Genomic DNA, 15,252 nt, shown 5'->3' with positions numbered 1-15,252 from the left:
CGCCTGCTTTCCCACCCTTATTTTCCCGATCAGGTTCCCCTTTTGCGTGAAAGCGGAAGATTGCATCCTTGCCCAACGGATGGTATTACACTGCCAAACTATCTGAAAAACGGCCCCAGGTTATGACCAGCACCTCTTCAGCCGATATCCGGGTTCGGCTTATTCAACCCGCTGATAATCCGCATATCGCTTACGTTATCCGTCAGGTTTCGGCGGAGTTTGGCCTGACCGCCGACAAAGGCTTTACGATCGCCGATCCCAATCTTGACCAGCTTTGCGAGCTTTATCGCCAGCCCAACAGCGCCTACTGGGTAATTGAGCTGGACGGAAAAATCATGGGCGGCGGCGGCGTGGCTCCGCTTCAGGGTAGCGAAGCGGACGTTTGCGAGCTGCAAAAAATGTATTTTATGCCCGAGCTGCGCGGTCTGGGCGTGGCGAAAGCGCTGGCGTTGCGGGCCATGGATCACGCGCGTAAGCTGGGCTTTAAGCGCTGCTACCTGGAGACCACCGCGTCGCTGACCCGCGCCGTGCGGCTTTATGAGCATTTGGGTTTTCAGCATATTGACGGGCCAATGGGCAACACCGGCCACGTCGATTGCGAAGTCACCATGCTGCGTTCGCTGTAGCACAGCGGACGCAGGCTGTTGCGTTCGCCGCATCGCTGATATCGCTGTAGCACAGCGGACGCAGGCTACCCGGCCAGCTGTGAGCCTTTTTGCACGTAGCTTAAGTCGTCGATTGCTTCAATAATAAACTTTCCGGCATCGGTATAGCGGATACGGGTGACGCTGGCATTGCTGAGCGAATGCGTCATGTTTTTATCGCCCAGCTCGTGCAGCAGCGTCATAATGGTCATGCCGTGCGTGACGATCAGCACGTTGCCGCCGCCCTGCTGCTGCGCCTGCCGGGCAATATCCTTAATTACCCTGTTAACGCGCTGCGCCACCTGCGGGTAGTTTTCCGCCTGGCCTGAAGGATCGGCCGCGTGGATCATCTGCACGATCGCCTCAATACCGATTTTTTTGCCGTTGAAAGCCGCCATCAGCTGCGCTGTCGAAGCATAGCCGCCCTTTTTAGCCGCCGCCGCCTGCATATTCTCATCGGTGTCGCCTTCAAAAGAGCCAAAAAAAACTTCTCTTAACGCCTGGCTCTCGTGCACGGGCAACGGCTTATCACGCGCTGCCAAAATCAGCCGTGCAGTTTCCCTGGCCCGGCCCGAATCGCTGCTCCATGCGGCAATAAAGTCTACCGGCTTCAGCCCACGCCCCGCCTGCCTGGCCACTTCCACCCCTTCCGCCGTTAAGGGCGTATCGCTCCAGCCCTGCGCGCGATGCACGGTGTTGAATAAGGTTTTGCCGTGGCGCACCACATAAAGCTCTACGTCCGCGGCAAAACAGCCAACGCTGCTAAACAGCGCCAGAAAAAAGAGTACCGTTTTTTTCATATTTCCCCCGATTATAAAAGACCGAACTTCCAGGTTACGCCGACTTCAGCAGAAAGGCTCGGCGAACGCTGATACTCGCCCGCAGAATTAAGGATCGGCGTGGCATTATTATTTTTATATGACCAGCCATAGCCTAACTGTGCGGCCAGCGTTAAATCTTTTAGCTGCCCCTCACGTGGCTGCCAGCGATTCAGCCAGGCAATTTCCCCGGTGCGGACTTTATTATTTTTATAAGAAAACTGGCCGTAGTTGATCTGAATACCGCTGGCTAAGCTTTCAGTAAACTGATATTCGGTAAAAGAAGTCAGCGCCAGTTCGCCGTCGCGCAGATAATCTTTTCCGGCGGACGTTAAGGCATTAAACCTGCCACGGGTATTTTTCCCTAAATAGCGATCGTAATAGCCCAGCCCGTTGCGCTTTTCTGCTCGCGTCCAGGCAACACCGATTTTCTGTATCCAGCTATCATCCTGCCAGCGGACTTCTCCGGCATAGTGCCAGGCGCTGTGGTTAAACTGTTTTTTACTTTGCGGCATCGCTTTGTATTTTTCCAACGCCTGGCTGCCGTAAATCTGTGATGCCAGCGCCCATTTCGGCGTCAGCGGATACGTAATTTCCAGCAGGTGGCGGCGCAGATAATCCTTCGACTCGCCCCATGCCCAGGCAAACACAGCGTGTTGTTTTTCCCAGCTCAGGCCGCCGGTCAGGATACTGTCGATTTCTTTGCCGTCCAGGGTAAGAAAACGCACGCTATCGGGCGAATCATACATGATGGAGCGTGTTACCCAGGCCATCTCCAGCTGCAGGTTCTGCCAGCGCAGCGAGCCGCTGTAGCCCTGATAGCTGTTGCGCGACAGGCGGTAAGTATTGGTCAGCACACCCACGTTTTTCAACTGGTGCCAGCCGCCTTTTGCTTTCAGCCCGAAAGCGTCGTCACCCAGCTTTAGCTTAAGATAGCGCTGCCCGAAACGGCTGAAGCCGCCGGCGTTGTTTTTATGGAAGCCCGTACCGTGATTGTAAAGGATGCCGCGCGTGGCGAAGTAGTCGCTGGCCGCCAGCTTAGCGGCTCTGGTGTAGCTGGCGTCGAAGCCCAGCGTATCAGCCAGCCAGCCCGAGCGAAAATCCAGCGTGGTTGCGGCCCCCCAGGCGTTGTGCACCGCTTTGGGCTGCGCTTCATTCTCTTTCAGGTATTTCCAATGGTTGCGCAGCGTAAGATCAAGCTGCGTCTCCTGTAAAAATCGCTGGAAATCGCCGCTGCTTTCTTCAGCATGGGCGGCCACGGCGGCGAGCAGCGCCAGTAAAAAAACGTTCCTGTTTTTCATTACAGTCTTCCTTGTCAGCCGTTAAATAAATGACTCCATCTAAAAGAAACAAAAAAACCCGATCCTGTTGCGGTAATAATATCGCAAGCGGGATCAGGTTTTGCCGGTTGGTAACAATCCTGATAATGGCAGAAATATACGCCTGAAAATAATCTCAGCCATAATAAAAATCAGGTTATGTGAGGCGTACCGCAAAATAAAAAAGCAGCGGGACTGCAAAAAAAACAGGTTACTCGTGAGCGTTATTATTTAATTTAAATAAGTAGCGTCATTAAAACTATCTATTAAAGGCGCTAACGCTAATAAACCTCACCCTGAAATAACAGCATCAAAATAAAGCTGTAAATATTATCACCAGGCAGGCATCCCGCTATGAAAACGCAGCTCATTATCAGGTTCGCTAATTAATTTTGCTTCCGTTTCGCCTATTTTACGTACGCGGGAAGTAATATCTGTCGCTGATATCTCGGCGGCCAGCGCCAGATAATCCTGATAGTGCCGCGCTTCCGAGCGCAGCAGCGAAAGATAGAAAGCGGCCAGCTCCTTATCCAGGTAAGGCGCCAGGCTGGCGAAGCGTTCACAGGAGCGCGCTTCGATATAGGCGCCGCATATGAGTTTGTCCACCAGCGTCTGCGGCTCGTGCGTAGTGACCTCTCGCAGCAGCCCTTTGGCATAGCGGCTGGCGGTGATTTTCACATAGGGAATGGCGCGCGCCTGCATAATTTCCAGCACCTGATAAAAATGATGCAGCTCTTCTTTTATCAGCAACACCATCTTATCCACCAGCGTATCACCGTAGGGCACATCCGTACGGCTGATAATGGCTTTCGACAGCCCCTTATGCTGTTCCAGAAAGGCTAAATCCGCGTTTTCGCTGTGCACAAACTGCTCCCACGGCTTTAGCCAGGCCAGCAGCGCGTCGCCGCTCTCTTTATCCGCCACGTATTTGCGGATCAGCCACATGGCGGTTTGGGCGGCCTTCAGCTCGCAAACAAGATGGTCGGTGAGCAGCAGCGGCAGGTTGTCCGGCTTGCGGGCTTCGTCGATCCATTTTTGCGGCGTACGGCAGTGCAGGAAAGCGTGAACGGGAGCAAGGAGGTCTTCGGTGATCATGCGGGCAAACAATCCGTAAAAATCAGGTTAAAAACGTTGCGCCGCTCTGCGGGGAGCAGGCCGGCGCAAACGGGCGGAACGGCGTCCGCCCACGGGCATCAATGGCGCGTGCCGTTGTCTTCTTCGTCGATAAGGTCGTCGTCGCCTTCGTCTTCGTCCTCGGCGTCCGGATCCTCAAAGTAGGTGCCCCAGCCGTCATAGTCCACGTTGTACTTCGCGACCAGATCGATCAGCTGTTCGACCTGTGCGTCGATCAGTTCGGCGTTCAGCGCGCCTTCACTCAGAATATCGCAGCACATCACTTTCGTGCCGTCCTCCAGCTCCAGTTCTTCCGGCTCGGTAACTTCGTAGCCCAGCTTAAACGCATCAACCGCCGCCTTTTCCAGCGCGTCGAAGCTGTCGCAGGAGAGGTGGTGTTCGATGGTGTAGAGCGCATCCGGGTCGCTGCCATCATCCAACAGCTCTTCAATAATCAGCCGCGTCTCTTCACGCTGCTCTTCCAGCAATGCTTCATTTGCCATGATCCGTTCCTCTGTGTGTGGCCTGTCTGTTAAGTATTTTCCCACACTGTCCTCTGCGCCACTACCTTTATACAAAAGTTTCTGCACGCCAGGGTTGAAAATGCATATTAATACAGTTAAGTTGAATTTAAATTCATTAATTATCCTCTGGAGCGCTCTATGAGTCAGTTATATCAACGCCACTTTCTCAGGCTGCTTGATTTTACGCAGGCTGAAATTACCGCTTTACTCGCGCTGGCCGCACGGCTTAAAACCGACAAGAAAAATGGCGAGGAAGTGCAGCACCTGAAAGGTAAAAACATCGCGCTCATCTTCGAAAAAGACTCGACCCGTACCCGATGCTCTTTCGAAGTTGCCGCTTACGATCAGGGCGCCAACGTCACTTACCTTGGCCCAAGCGGTAGCCAGATCGGCCATAAAGAATCAATGAAGGATACCGCGCGCGTGCTGGGGCGCATGTATGACGGCATTCAGTATCGTGGTCACGGGCAGTCGCTGGTGCAATCGCTGGCGGAACATGCGGGCGTGCCGGTGTGGAACGGCCTGACCGATGAGTTCCACCCGACGCAGCTGCTGGCGGATTTACTGACTATGGAAGAGCATCTGCCAGAAAAACCCTTCAGCGAGATGGTTTTCGCCTACGTGGGCGACGCGCGCAATAATATGGGTAATAGCATGATGGAGGCCGCCGCGCTGACAGGCCTGGATTTGCGCCTGGTGGCGCCGAAAGGCTGCTGGCCGGACGAGGCGCTGGTAAACGAGTGCCGCCAGGCGGCGCAGGCCAGCGGCGGAAAAATCACGCTGACGGAAGATATTGCCGAAGGCGTGAACGGTGCGGATTTTATCTATACTGACGTCTGGGTGTCGATGGGCGAGCCGAAAGCGGTGTGGCAAGAGCGTATCGCCCTGCTGCGGGATTACCAGGTTAACAGCAGGATGCTGGCGCTTACCGGCAATCCTGAGGTGAAATTCCTGCATTGCCTGCCCGCTTTTCACGACGATCAAACCACGCTGGGCCAGCAGATGGCCGAGCAATACAACCTGCACGGCGGCATGGAAGTTACCAATGAGGTGTTTGAATCCAGGCACAGCGTGGTATTTGACCAGGCGGAAAACCGGCTGCATACCATCAAGGCGGTGATGGTGGCTACGCTGGCCCGGCTGCCCTGAATCAGCGCCAGGCAATCGATTACTTTTGCTTGCCGCCGCTGACCGAATGCGTATAATGCCCCCCGTTTGTCTGGAGGATGCATGAAACTGACCACTGCTGACATGGAAAAAATGACGCGCCTGAATGCAGGCCGGCAGTGCCGTTTTTCCTCCTTCCCGATCTGTAGAAAAAGCCCCTCATTGAGGGGCTTTTTTTTGCCCATTTTTCCGCTTATCGGCACGCGTAGAGGAGAGTGAACATGGCTAACCCGCTGTATCACAAACATATTATCTCAATTAACGATCTCAGTCGTGAAGAGCTGGAGCTGGTGTTGCGTACCGCCGCCAGCCTGAAGGCTAAGCCGCAGCCGGAGCTGCTGAAACATAAGGTTATCGCCAGCTGCTTTTTCGAGGCCTCTACCCGTACGCGCCTGTCGTTTGAGAGCGCCATGCATCGTCTGGGCGCATCCGTGGTGGGGTTTGCCGACGGCAGCAATACCTCGCTGGGCAAAAAAGGCGAGACGCTGGCGGATACGCTCTCCGTTATCAGCACCTACGTGGACGCCATTGTTATGCGGCATCCGCAGGAGGGCGCGGCGCGTCTGGGCACGGAGTTTTCCGGCGGCGTGCCGATCCTGAACGCGGGCGACGGCGCTAATCAGCATCCAACGCAAACGCTGCTGGATCTCTTTACCATTCAGGAAACCCAGGGCTGCCTGAGCAATCTGAATGTCGCCATGGTCGGCGACCTGAAATATGGCCGCACCGTGCACTCGCTGACGCAGGCGCTGGCGAAGTTCGAAGGCAATCGCTTTTTGTTTATCGCGCCCGACGCGCTGGCGATGCCCGCGTATATCACCGATATGCTGGATGAGAAAGGCATTGCGTGGAGCCGCCACGACAGCATTGAGGAAGTGGTGCCGCAGGTGGATATTCTTTATATGACGCGCGTACAGAAAGAGCGTCTGGATCCGTCCGAGTACGCCAACGTCAAAGCGCAATTCGTGCTGCGGGCTTCCGATCTGGTCGGCGCGCGTGAAACCATGAAGGTGCTGCACCCGCTGCCGCGCATTGATGAGATTACGACGGATGTCGATGCCACGCCGCACGCCTGGTATTTCCAACAGGCGGGCAACGGCATTTTTGCCCGCCAGGCGCTGCTGGCGCTGGTGTTGAACAGCGAACTGGCTCTGTAAGAGGGACTGACCATGACACAAGATAATAAATTACAGGTTGAAGCGATTAAACGCGGCACGGTAATCGATCACATTCCGGCGCAGATTGGTTTTAAGCTGCTGTCGCTGTTTCGCCTGACGGAAACCGATCAGCGCATCACCATCGGCCTGAATCTGCCCTCCGGCGAGATGGGCCGCAAAGATCTGATCAAAATTGAAAACACGTTTCTGACGGACGATCAAATCAACCAGCTGGCGGTTTACGCGCCGCACGCCACGGTGAACCGCATCGATAACTACGACGTGGTCGGCAAAATTTCGCCAACGCTGCCGGACACCATCGAACGCGTGCTGATCTGTCCCAACAGCAACTGTATCAGCCGCAGCGAGCCGGTCAACTCCAGCTTTGCGGTGAAAAAGCGTAACGATAACGTGCAGTTAAAGTGCAAATACTGCGAGAAAGAGTTCGCGCGGCACGTGGTAATGGCGAACTGGTAATCAGTTTCGGGCGGCTTATAATGGGGCGGATCCGGGCTTTTACCGGCCTCATTTAACATGGAGAAATTATGTCTCGCGAAATCAGCACCGAAAACGCACCGGCGGCTATCGGCCCCTACGTGCAGGGCGTCGATCTGGGCAGCATGATCATCACTTCTGGCCAGATCCCGGTCGATCCGAAAACCGGCGACGTGGCAGAAGACGTTACCGCGCAGGCTCGTCAGTCGTTGGAAAACGTCAAGGCCATCGTGGAAGCGGCGGGCCTGAAGGTAGGCGACATCGTTAAAACCACGGTATTCGTGAAGGATCTTAACGATTTCGCTACCGTGAACGCGGCCTATGAGGCTTTCTTTACCGAGCACCAGGCCAGCTTCCCGGCGCGCTCGTGCGTAGAAGTGGCGCGCCTGCCGAAAGATGTCAAAATTGAGATCGAAGCGATCGCCGTACGTCGCTAAAGCCTTCTCCTCTCCCGTCGGGAGAGGAAGGTTTTTCCCGACCGTTCTGTTTTTATTCTCTCTTTGTGCGCCTTTCGGCCTCGCCTAAAAAATTTTCACTGCGCCTGCATCTCCACTTGCCAGTTAATAGCTAACCTTAGGAAAGAACAAAAAGGCGATAACAGCGCAAACGGACCTTTTATATCGGGATTGAGCAATGACTAAAAATCCACCATGGTGGCAGAACGGCGTTATCTATCAAATTTATCCCAAAAGTTTCCAGGACACTACCGGCAGCGGAACGGGCGATCTGGCCGGCGTGATCCAACATCTGGACTACCTGAAAAAGCTGGGCGTGGACGCCATCTGGCTGACGCCGTTTTATATCTCGCCGCAGGTAGACAACGGCTATGACGTGGCGAACTACACCGCCATCGACCCGTTATTTGGCACGCTTAACGACTTTGATAACCTGGTGGAAGAAACCCACCGGCGCGGGATGCGGCTGATCCTGGATATGGTGTTTAACCACAGCTCCACCCAGCACCACTGGTTTCATGAGGCGCTCGACCCCGAAAGCCCCTATCGCTCTTACTATATCTGGCGCGACGGCACGCCGGCCGAGCCGCCGAATAACTGGCAGTCGAAGTTTGGCGGCCATGCCTGGCGCTGGCACCCGGAGAGCAACCAGTACTATATGCATCTGTGGGCGCCGGAACAGGCGGATCTGAACTGGGAAAACGATAATCTGCGCGCCGAGCTGAAGCAGATCGTTAATTTCTGGGCCGATCGCGGCATCGACGGGCTGCGGCTGGATGTGGTGAATCTGGTGTCCAAGGACCAGGATTTTCCCAACGACCCCAACGGCGACGGGCTGCGGTTCTATACCGACGGACCGCGCATCCACGAGTACATGCGCGAAATGAGCCGCGACGTGTTCCGTCCGCGTGAATTGATGACGGTAGGCGAGATGTCTTCCGCCACGCTTGAGCATTGCCAACAGTACGGTTCGCTGGAGGGCGAAGAGCTGTCGATGGTGTTCAGCTTCGATCACGTCGAGGTCGATTTCTTTAACGGCCAGAAATGGACGCTGACGCCGCTGGATCTGGTGGCGCAGAAGGCTATCTTCACCCACTGGCAGCATGGCATGCACAATAAAGCGTGGAACGCGCTGTTCTGGTGTAACCATGACCAGCCGCGTGTGGTTTCGCGCTGGGGCGACGAGGGGCAATATCGCGTGCAGTCGGCGAAGATGCTGGCGCTGGTACTGCATGGGATGCAGGGTACGCCTTATATTTTCCAGGGCGAAGAACTGGGCATGACTAACCCGCATTTCACCCGCATCCTGGACTATCGTGATATCGAGAGTCATAACATGTACGCCGAACTGCGCTCGCAGGGGCGCGACAGCGACAACCTGCTGGAGATCCTCGCCAGCAAATCGCGCGACAACGGCAGAACGCCGATCCCGTGGCACGCGGGAGAAAACGGCGGCTTCACCAGCGGCACGCCGTGGATCGGCATGTGCGACAATATGGAGACGATAAACGCGGAAGCGGCGCTGGCTGATGAAAACTCGGTGTTTTACGCCTATCAGAAGCTGATCCAGTTAAGGAAAGCCTACCCGATCCTGACCTGGGGCGATTACCTCGATCTGCTGCCGGATCACGCTTATCTGTGGTGCTACTGCCGCCGCCTCGGCAAAGAGGTGCTGGTGGTGGCCGCTAACTTCAGCGGCGAAACGCAGGTCTGGCACCCGCCGGCCTACAGCGGCCACTGGGACGTGCTGATCAGTAACTATCCTGATACGCACGTTACTCCCGGCGAGGTGATGCTGCGCCCGTGGGAAGCGGTGTGGTGGTATCAGAAGCGCTGGGACGGCGGCGCCAACAAAGCGTAAACCGCTTCGGGGGCAAGCAGGCTGCGGCGGCACAGCCGTCATGCCGCGTTCAACAAAGGCACGGCTGGCTTTATCGGACACGGCGCTGGCGAACGCCGGCCGCGTCAGGCACTCGTGGCATAACGCCACCAGACGTGGCGCCTAGAGCGGCGCAAACAGCGCGGTCAGGTCTTCGCTGGTGAAACTTGTCGTTTCGCTCAGCTCGTTTTCCAGGATCCCTTCGGCCAGCTCCGCTTTGCGCTGCTGCAGCGCAACGATCTTTTCTTCAATACTGCCTGCGGCGATCAGCTTATAGACAAACACCGGCTTGTCCTGGCCCAGACGATAGGCGCGATCCGTAGCCTGATTCTCCGCCGCCGGATTCCACCAGGGATCGTAATGGATCACCGTATCGGCCGCCGTCAGGTTCAGGCCCACGCCGCCCGCCTTCAGGCTGATTAAAAACACCGGGACTTCGCCGTTCTGGAAACGGCGTACCGGCTCGCTGCGATCGCGCGTGCTGCCGGTCAGGATCACGTAGGGAATACGTGCCTTCTGTAACTCTTCCGCAATCAGCGACAGCATGGTGGTGAACTGAGAGAAGATCAGAATACGGCGATCTTCCGCCAGCAGATCGCTGAGCATTTCCCGCAGCAGCGCCAGCTTGGCCGACTGCTTGACTCTGGTCGTTTTGTCGCTGTCGATCAGCCGTGGATCGCAGCAGATCTGCCGCAGCTTCAGCAGCGCATCCAGCACCAGCAGATGGCTGCGTCCCGCGCCCTGCTGCTCTACCGCCAGCCGCACGCGATCCTGCATGGCGCCGCGTACTTTTTCGTAAAGCTCGCGCTGCGCGCCTTCCAGCTCTACCGAACGCACAATGGTGTTCTTCGGCGGCAGCTCTTTCGCCACTTCCTGCTTGCGACGACGCAGCATAAAAGGCCGCACGCGCCTGGCCAGCAGTTCGCGCCTGACCCGATCGCCGTCGCGCTCAATGGGAATACGCCACTCCTGGGTAAAGGCTTTTTCGCTGCCCAGAAAGCCGGGCAGCAGGAAATCAAACTGCGACCAAAGCTCACCCAGGTGGTTTTCAAGCGGCGTGCCGGTCAGGCAAAGCCGATAGCGCGACTTTAACGTGCGGATCACCGAGGCGGCCCGCGACGCGCTGTTTTTCACGTACTGCGCCTCGTCCAGGATCAGCAGATGATAGCTATGGCCCAACAGCTGCGGCTGATCGCGCCACAGCAGCGAATAGGTGGTGAGCACCACATCGTAATGCTCAATGCGATCGTAGAAAGACTTTCGCTGCGGCCCGGTCAGCGCCAGCATTTTTAACGTCGGCGCAAAGCGGCTGGCTTCCTGCATCCAGTTGTACACCAGCGTGGTCGGCACCACGATAAGCGCCGGGCGATCCAGCCTGCCCGCCTCCTTCTCCAGCAGCAGATGCGCCAGCGTCTGAATGGTTTTGCCCAGTCCCATATCGTCGGCCAGCACGCCGGACAGATTATTGGCGCGCAGGAACTGCATCCAGCTGACGCCCTGGAGCTGATAGTCGCGCAGCCGGGCCTGAAGACCGGCGGGCGGCGCAACGGGCTGGATCCCTTTACCCGCCTTCAGGCTCTCCGCCAGCTGCAGGACGCCGTTGTCGCCGTTAAACTGCCAGCGGCCCGTTTCGCTTAGCGCCGTCAGCCTGCCGGCCTCGTAAGGCGCGATACGCAGCGGCGCGGCTTCATGCTGCGCCAGCAGATCGGCCAGGCTGCCCACCAGCGTTTTCAGGCGACCGGCTGCAATATGCAGTCGTTCGTTACGTTCACTGCGCAGCTCTACCGTTTCGTCATCGGCTATTACAGAGAGGTCGCTCGACAGCCAGCGGCGATCCTGACGGAACAGCCCCGCCAGCAGCGGCCGCATATTGACCTTATGCGCACCGGTGTTGGCCTCTATTTCCAGCGCATACCAGCCATCCTGCTGCTGCACGGCCTGGCCGTCGATGGCAGTAATTTCCGTAACGTTCCAGGTAAAATCATCGTCCACGCTGGTCTGCCAGCCGCGCTTGCGCAGGTCGGGAAGCACATGATGGATAACATTGCGCCATTGTTCTGGCATATCCGGGGCGAAAATAGCAGGCGGCAGCGGCGCTGAATGCGGCGTATAGATATGGCCGGATGGAATGGTCTTCAGCCCGGCGGCGTTAAGCTCGCTTAGCCAGCGCTGCTCCTGCTCCATCCGGCGGCTGACGCGGAAAAGCCTGCCGTGACGATCGGGAAAGTCTTCGCCGCTGCTGCCAGCTGGCACAGGAATACCGGCGTAGTCAAAATGCACCGCGGCAAAATCGAGCCGTTTTTGTCGATGTCCGTAACGGCCGAAACCGCTGATAAATTTTGCGCGCGATTCCAGCCGTAGCATGGGCTGCGGCTCGGCAGTGACCAGCGCGGGCGCGGCCCTGTTGACGGGCTGACGTTGCAGCCAGGCCAGCATAACCGCGGCGGCATGGCGGCAGTTGTTTTTAACCGGACAGGTGCATTCGCCGCTGGCGTGCAGTTTGCCCTGTGGCCGGCTGAAATGCACCATGACCTGAAAGGGTTCGATTTTTCTGCCGGGCACCTCGCCGGTCAACAGATTGTTCTGCCATTGCAGATGCTGCGCTTTATCCACCAGCTCTTTTGCTCTGGCCACGGTGCGCGCGCCCAACCAGCGGCTCACCTGTTTTTCGTTGTACGTTACAGAAGACATCAGTCTGTATCCCGGAATGGCCTGAGCAGATAACCGCTTTGCATAACAGGCAATAATATGAAGTCCGGGTGGGTGATTGCAACTCCGGAAAGACGCTGAACGTGCGAAAATCGCCTGATCGCGCTGCCTTCATCCTGCACAGAACGATTTTTGCGCGTTCGGCAAAATGGCCAGCCGCTTAAGTATCTGACATTGCGTCACCCTTTTGCGATCTTTGTTCCAAATCAAAAACCAGGCGGTTAAATCGCGGGAAAGCACAACATATAGGTACTATTATGCCACGCTATACCTATATGTAGATATTAAAACAGGGACACGCTATGGCTTCATTAGTGATTAAACGGGACGGCTGCCGTGCGCCTTTTGAGAAAGCACGCATTCTGGAGGCGATAAAAGGCGCGGCCAGCGCGGCGGCTATTCATGATGATGATTACTGCGCCCGGGTTACCGAACAGATCTGTCGGCAGCTGACGCAGGAAGAAGTGGATATCCATGTTATTCAGAACGCCGTCGAAAACGCGCTGATGGCCGGACATTACCCTGCGCTGGCCCGAACCTATATAGAATATCGTCACGACCGCGATGTTGCCCGCGAGCTGCGCGGCAAGCTGAATAAGGCGATCCGCGGGCTGGTCGAGCAAAGCAACCCGGCGCTGCTGAACGAAAACGCCAATAAAGACAGTAAGGTGATCCCGACGCAGCGCGATCTGCTGGCCGGGATCGTAGCCAAACACTATGCCACCCGGCATATCCTGCCGCGCGATGTGGTATTGGCTCACGAACGCGGAGAAATTCACTATCACGACCTGGACTACTCGCCTTTCTTCCCGATGTTCAACTGCATGCTGATCGATCTTAAAGGCATGTTGACCCAGGGCTTTAAGATGGGCAACGCCGAGATAGAGCCCCCTAAATCGATCTCGACTGCTACCGCCGTTACCGCGCAGATTATCGCTCAGGTCGCCAGCCATATTTATGGCGGTACCACCATTAACCGGATTGACGAGGTGCTGGCGCCTTTTGTCGAGGCAAGCCGGGAAAAACATCGGCAGGCGGCGCGTAAATGGCAAATTGCCGATGTGGAAGCCTACGCGCTGGGCTGCACGGAGAAGGAGTGCTTCGACGCCTTCCAGTCGCTGGAGTATGAGGTGAATACGCTGCATACCGCCAACGGCCAGACGCCTTTCGTGACCTTTGGCTTCGGTCTTGGCACCAGCTGGGCGGCACGGCTGGTGCAGCAGTCCATTCTGCGCAACCGCATTGCCGGGCTGGGGAAAAACCATAAAACGGCGGTGTTCCCCAAGCTGGTCTTCGCCATCAAAGAGGGGCTGAACCGCTCGCCGGGCGACGCCAATTACGATATCAAACAACTGGCGCTGGAGTGCGCCAGCAAGCGCATGTATCCCGATATCCTTAATTATGAACAGGTAGTAAAAGTGACCGGCTCGTTTAAAACGCCGATGGGCTGTCGCAGCTTCCTGGGCGTGTGGGAAGAGAACGGCAGGCAGGTACATGAAGGGCGTAATAATATCGGCGTGATTAGCCTGAACCTGCCGCGCATCGCGCTGGAGGCGGCCGGCAGCGACGCTCGCTTTTGGGATCTGCTGGACAGCCGTCTGCGGCTGGCGAAAAAAGCGCTGATGACCCGTATCGCCAGGCTGGAAAACGTCAAGGCGCGCGTGGCGCCAATCCTCTATATGGAAGGTGCCTGCGGCGTGCGGCTGAAGGCAGACGATAACGTAGCGGATATATTCAGGCACGGGCGGGCTTCGATCTCGCTGGGCTATATCGGCATTCATGAAACCATTAACGCCCTGAGCGGCGGCAAAACCCATCTTTACGATGATGCGGAGCTGCGGCGTAAGGCGCTGGCTATCGTCAGCCGCCTGCGCGAAGCGGTGGAAACCTGGAAAGAAGAAACCGGCTACGGCTTCAGCCTGTACAGTACGCCAAGCGAGAACCTGTGCGACCGTTTCTGCCGTCTGGATCGCGCGCAGTTCGGCATTATCAAAGGCGTGACCGACAAAGGCTACTACACCAACAGTTTTCATCTCGACGTCGAGAAGAAGGTGAACCCTTACGACAAAATCGATTTTGAAGCGGCCTATCCGCCGCTCGCCAACGGCGGTTTTATCTGTTACGGCGAATATCCCAATATCCAGCATAACCTGAAGGCGCTGGAGGATGTCTGGGACTACAGCTACAGCCGCGTACCCTATTACGGCACCAATACGCCGATCGACGAATGCTACGAGTGCGGCTTTACCGGCGAGTTTGACTGCACCAGCAAAGGCTTCACCTGCCCCAAATGCGGCAACCACGATCCCGAACGCGTTTCCGTCACGCGGCGCGTCTGCGGCTATCTGGGCAGCCCGGACGCGCGTCCGTTCAACGCCGGCAAGCAGGAGGAAGTGAAGCGCCGCGTTAAGCATCTGGCCACGGGCCAGCTGGGATGAATATTCATCAATATTATCCGGTCGATATCGTTAACGGGCCGGGTACGCGCTGCACGCTGTTCGTGGCTGGCTGCGAGCACCAGTGCGTCGGCTGCTATAACAAAAGCACCTGGCGGCTCAATTCCGGCTATCCCTTTACCGTGCAAATGGAAGAGCAGCTGATTGCCGATCTGAACGATACGCGCATTCCACGCCAGGGCCTGTCGCTGTCGGGCGGCGATCCGCTGCATCCGGCTAACGTGGCTGATATTTACCGGCTGGTACAACGGGTACGTCGCGACTGCCCGGGAAAAGATATCTGGCTGTGGACGGGCTATTGCCTGGCGGAGCTGACCGCCGCACAGCGCCGTGTGGCAGAGCGGCTCGACGTGCTGGTGGACGGAAAATTCATTGAGGCGCTGCGCGATCCGGCGCTGCGCTGGCGAGGCAGCAGCAATCAGGTTATCCACTATCTGCGCTGAGGTCGGCGCGGCCTGCTTATCGCCATCGTCAACAGCCTTTTCCGTCATGGATAAACCTTTCAGCGGCGCAGGC

General features: G+C 56.8%; 14 protein-coding genes. 9 read left to right on the top strand and 5 right to left on the bottom strand.

Translation table 11 applies throughout. The features are described from left to right. Positions 1–122: 122 nt before the first annotated feature. Positions 123–626 (top strand): GNAT family N-acetyltransferase, encoded by a 504-nt coding sequence (locus tag EGK14_RS00595; RefSeq protein ID WP_125287143.1) that lies wholly within the window; start codon positions 123–125, stop codon positions 624–626. A gap of 65 nt (positions 627–691) precedes the next feature. Here EGK14_RS00595 and EGK14_RS00590 read toward each other — a convergent pair whose 3' ends face one another. The 4 genes from EGK14_RS00590 to rraB form a co-directional block, all read right to left on the bottom strand. After that, a complete protein-coding gene (locus tag EGK14_RS00590; protein ID WP_125287142.1) occupies positions 692–1,444 on the bottom strand; it encodes a histidine phosphatase family protein in 753 nt (250 codons plus the stop codon). 11 nt (positions 1,445–1,455) lie between these two features. Then, positions 1,456–2,763, bottom strand: a complete 1,308-nt coding sequence (locus EGK14_RS00585) for a hypothetical protein (RefSeq protein WP_125287141.1) — start codon at positions 2,761–2,763, stop codon at positions 1,456–1,458. A 351-nt stretch (positions 2,764–3,114) separates the two neighbouring features. Continuing rightward, complete coding sequence (miaE, locus tag EGK14_RS00580) at positions 3,115–3,876, bottom strand: tRNA isopentenyl-2-thiomethyl-A-37 hydroxylase MiaE (RefSeq protein WP_125287140.1); 762 nt, start codon at positions 3,874–3,876, stop codon at positions 3,115–3,117. Positions 3,877–3,974: 98 nt separating this feature from the next. Then, a complete protein-coding gene (rraB, locus tag EGK14_RS00575; protein WP_125287139.1) occupies positions 3,975–4,397 on the bottom strand; it encodes a ribonuclease E inhibitor RraB in 423 nt (140 codons plus the stop codon). A 159-nt stretch (positions 4,398–4,556) separates the two neighbouring features. Between rraB and argF the strand changes: the two genes are divergently transcribed. From argF to treC, 6 genes are all read left to right on the top strand, one after another. After that, complete coding sequence (gene argF, locus EGK14_RS00570) at positions 4,557–5,567, top strand: ornithine carbamoyltransferase (protein ID WP_125287138.1); 1,011 nt, start codon at positions 4,557–4,559, stop codon at positions 5,565–5,567. An 81-nt stretch (positions 5,568–5,648) separates the two neighbouring features. Continuing rightward, the gene (locus EGK14_RS21185; RefSeq protein ID WP_158616015.1) at positions 5,649–5,804 is read left to right on the top strand and encodes a hypothetical protein; all 156 of its coding nucleotides are present in this window, start codon (positions 5,649–5,651) and stop codon (positions 5,802–5,804) included. A gap of 2 nt (positions 5,805–5,806) precedes the next feature. Next, complete coding sequence (gene pyrB / locus EGK14_RS00565; protein WP_125287137.1) at positions 5,807–6,742, top strand: aspartate carbamoyltransferase; 936 nt, start codon at positions 5,807–5,809, stop codon at positions 6,740–6,742. Between the two features lie 12 nt (positions 6,743–6,754). Continuing rightward, positions 6,755–7,219, top strand: coding sequence for an aspartate carbamoyltransferase regulatory subunit (pyrI, locus tag EGK14_RS00560; protein ID WP_125287136.1), 465 nt, complete (start codon positions 6,755–6,757; stop codon positions 7,217–7,219). A gap of 68 nt (positions 7,220–7,287) precedes the next feature. Beyond that, entirely contained in the window at positions 7,288–7,674 is a 387-nt protein-coding gene (gene ridA, locus EGK14_RS00555; RefSeq protein WP_125287135.1) for a 2-iminobutanoate/2-iminopropanoate deaminase, read from the top strand. Positions 7,675–7,870: 196 nt separating this feature from the next. Next, entirely contained in the window at positions 7,871–9,553 is a 1,683-nt protein-coding gene (treC, locus tag EGK14_RS00550; RefSeq protein ID WP_125287134.1) for an alpha,alpha-phosphotrehalase, read from the top strand. A gap of 141 nt (positions 9,554–9,694) precedes the next feature. Here the strand turns inward: treC and EGK14_RS00545 are convergent, their stop codons facing one another. Beyond that, complete coding sequence (locus tag EGK14_RS00545; RefSeq protein ID WP_125287133.1) at positions 9,695–12,262, bottom strand: DEAD/DEAH box helicase; 2,568 nt, start codon at positions 12,260–12,262, stop codon at positions 9,695–9,697. Positions 12,263–12,582: 320 nt separating this feature from the next. Here EGK14_RS00545 and nrdD point away from each other — a divergent pair, with 320 nt between their 5' ends. Further along, on the top strand, positions 12,583–14,718 hold the full coding sequence (gene nrdD / locus EGK14_RS00540; protein ID WP_125287132.1) for an anaerobic ribonucleoside-triphosphate reductase: 2,136 nt from the start codon (positions 12,583–12,585) through the stop codon (positions 14,716–14,718). After that, on the top strand, positions 14,715–15,179 hold the full coding sequence (gene nrdG, locus EGK14_RS00535; protein ID WP_125287131.1) for an anaerobic ribonucleoside-triphosphate reductase-activating protein: 465 nt from the start codon (positions 14,715–14,717) through the stop codon (positions 15,177–15,179). Before nrdD ends, nrdG begins: the two co-directional genes overlap by 4 nt. The last annotated feature ends 73 nt before the right edge of the window (positions 15,180–15,252 follow it).

The sequence above is a fragment of the Erwinia sp. 198 genome, assembly GCF_003937915.1.
Lineage (GTDB): Bacteria > Pseudomonadota > Gammaproteobacteria > Enterobacterales > Enterobacteriaceae > Erwinia > Erwinia aeris.
Note: the sequence above shows the minus strand (reverse complement) of the source record. Positions and strands in the feature narration are given on the sequence as shown.

Coding starts and splice junctions, on each gene's coding strand:
- EGK14_RS00595 (WP_125287143.1), top strand. CDS start 123: ATGACCAGCACCTCTTCAGCCGATATCCGGGTTCGGCTTATTCAACCC.
- EGK14_RS00590 (WP_125287142.1), bottom strand. CDS start 1,444: ATGAAAAAAACGGTACTCTTTTTTCTGGCGCTGTTTAGCAGCGTTGGC.
- EGK14_RS00585 (WP_125287141.1), bottom strand. CDS start 2,763: ATGAAAAACAGGAACGTTTTTTTACTGGCGCTGCTCGCCGCCGTGGCC.
- miaE (WP_125287140.1), bottom strand. CDS start 3,876: ATGATCACCGAAGACCTCCTTGCTCCCGTTCACGCTTTCCTGCACTGC.
- rraB (WP_125287139.1), bottom strand. CDS start 4,397: ATGGCAAATGAAGCATTGCTGGAAGAGCAGCGTGAAGAGACGCGGCTG.
- argF (WP_125287138.1), top strand. CDS start 4,557: ATGAGTCAGTTATATCAACGCCACTTTCTCAGGCTGCTTGATTTTACG.
- EGK14_RS21185 (WP_158616015.1), top strand. CDS start 5,649: ATGAAACTGACCACTGCTGACATGGAAAAAATGACGCGCCTGAATGCA.
- pyrB (WP_125287137.1), top strand. CDS start 5,807: ATGGCTAACCCGCTGTATCACAAACATATTATCTCAATTAACGATCTC.
- pyrI (WP_125287136.1), top strand. CDS start 6,755: ATGACACAAGATAATAAATTACAGGTTGAAGCGATTAAACGCGGCACG.
- ridA (WP_125287135.1), top strand. CDS start 7,288: ATGTCTCGCGAAATCAGCACCGAAAACGCACCGGCGGCTATCGGCCCC.
- treC (WP_125287134.1), top strand. CDS start 7,871: ATGACTAAAAATCCACCATGGTGGCAGAACGGCGTTATCTATCAAATT.
- EGK14_RS00545 (WP_125287133.1), bottom strand. CDS start 12,262: ATGTCTTCTGTAACGTACAACGAAAAACAGGTGAGCCGCTGGTTGGGC.
- nrdD (WP_125287132.1), top strand. CDS start 12,583: ATGGCTTCATTAGTGATTAAACGGGACGGCTGCCGTGCGCCTTTTGAG.
- nrdG (WP_125287131.1), top strand. CDS start 14,715: ATGAATATTCATCAATATTATCCGGTCGATATCGTTAACGGGCCGGGT.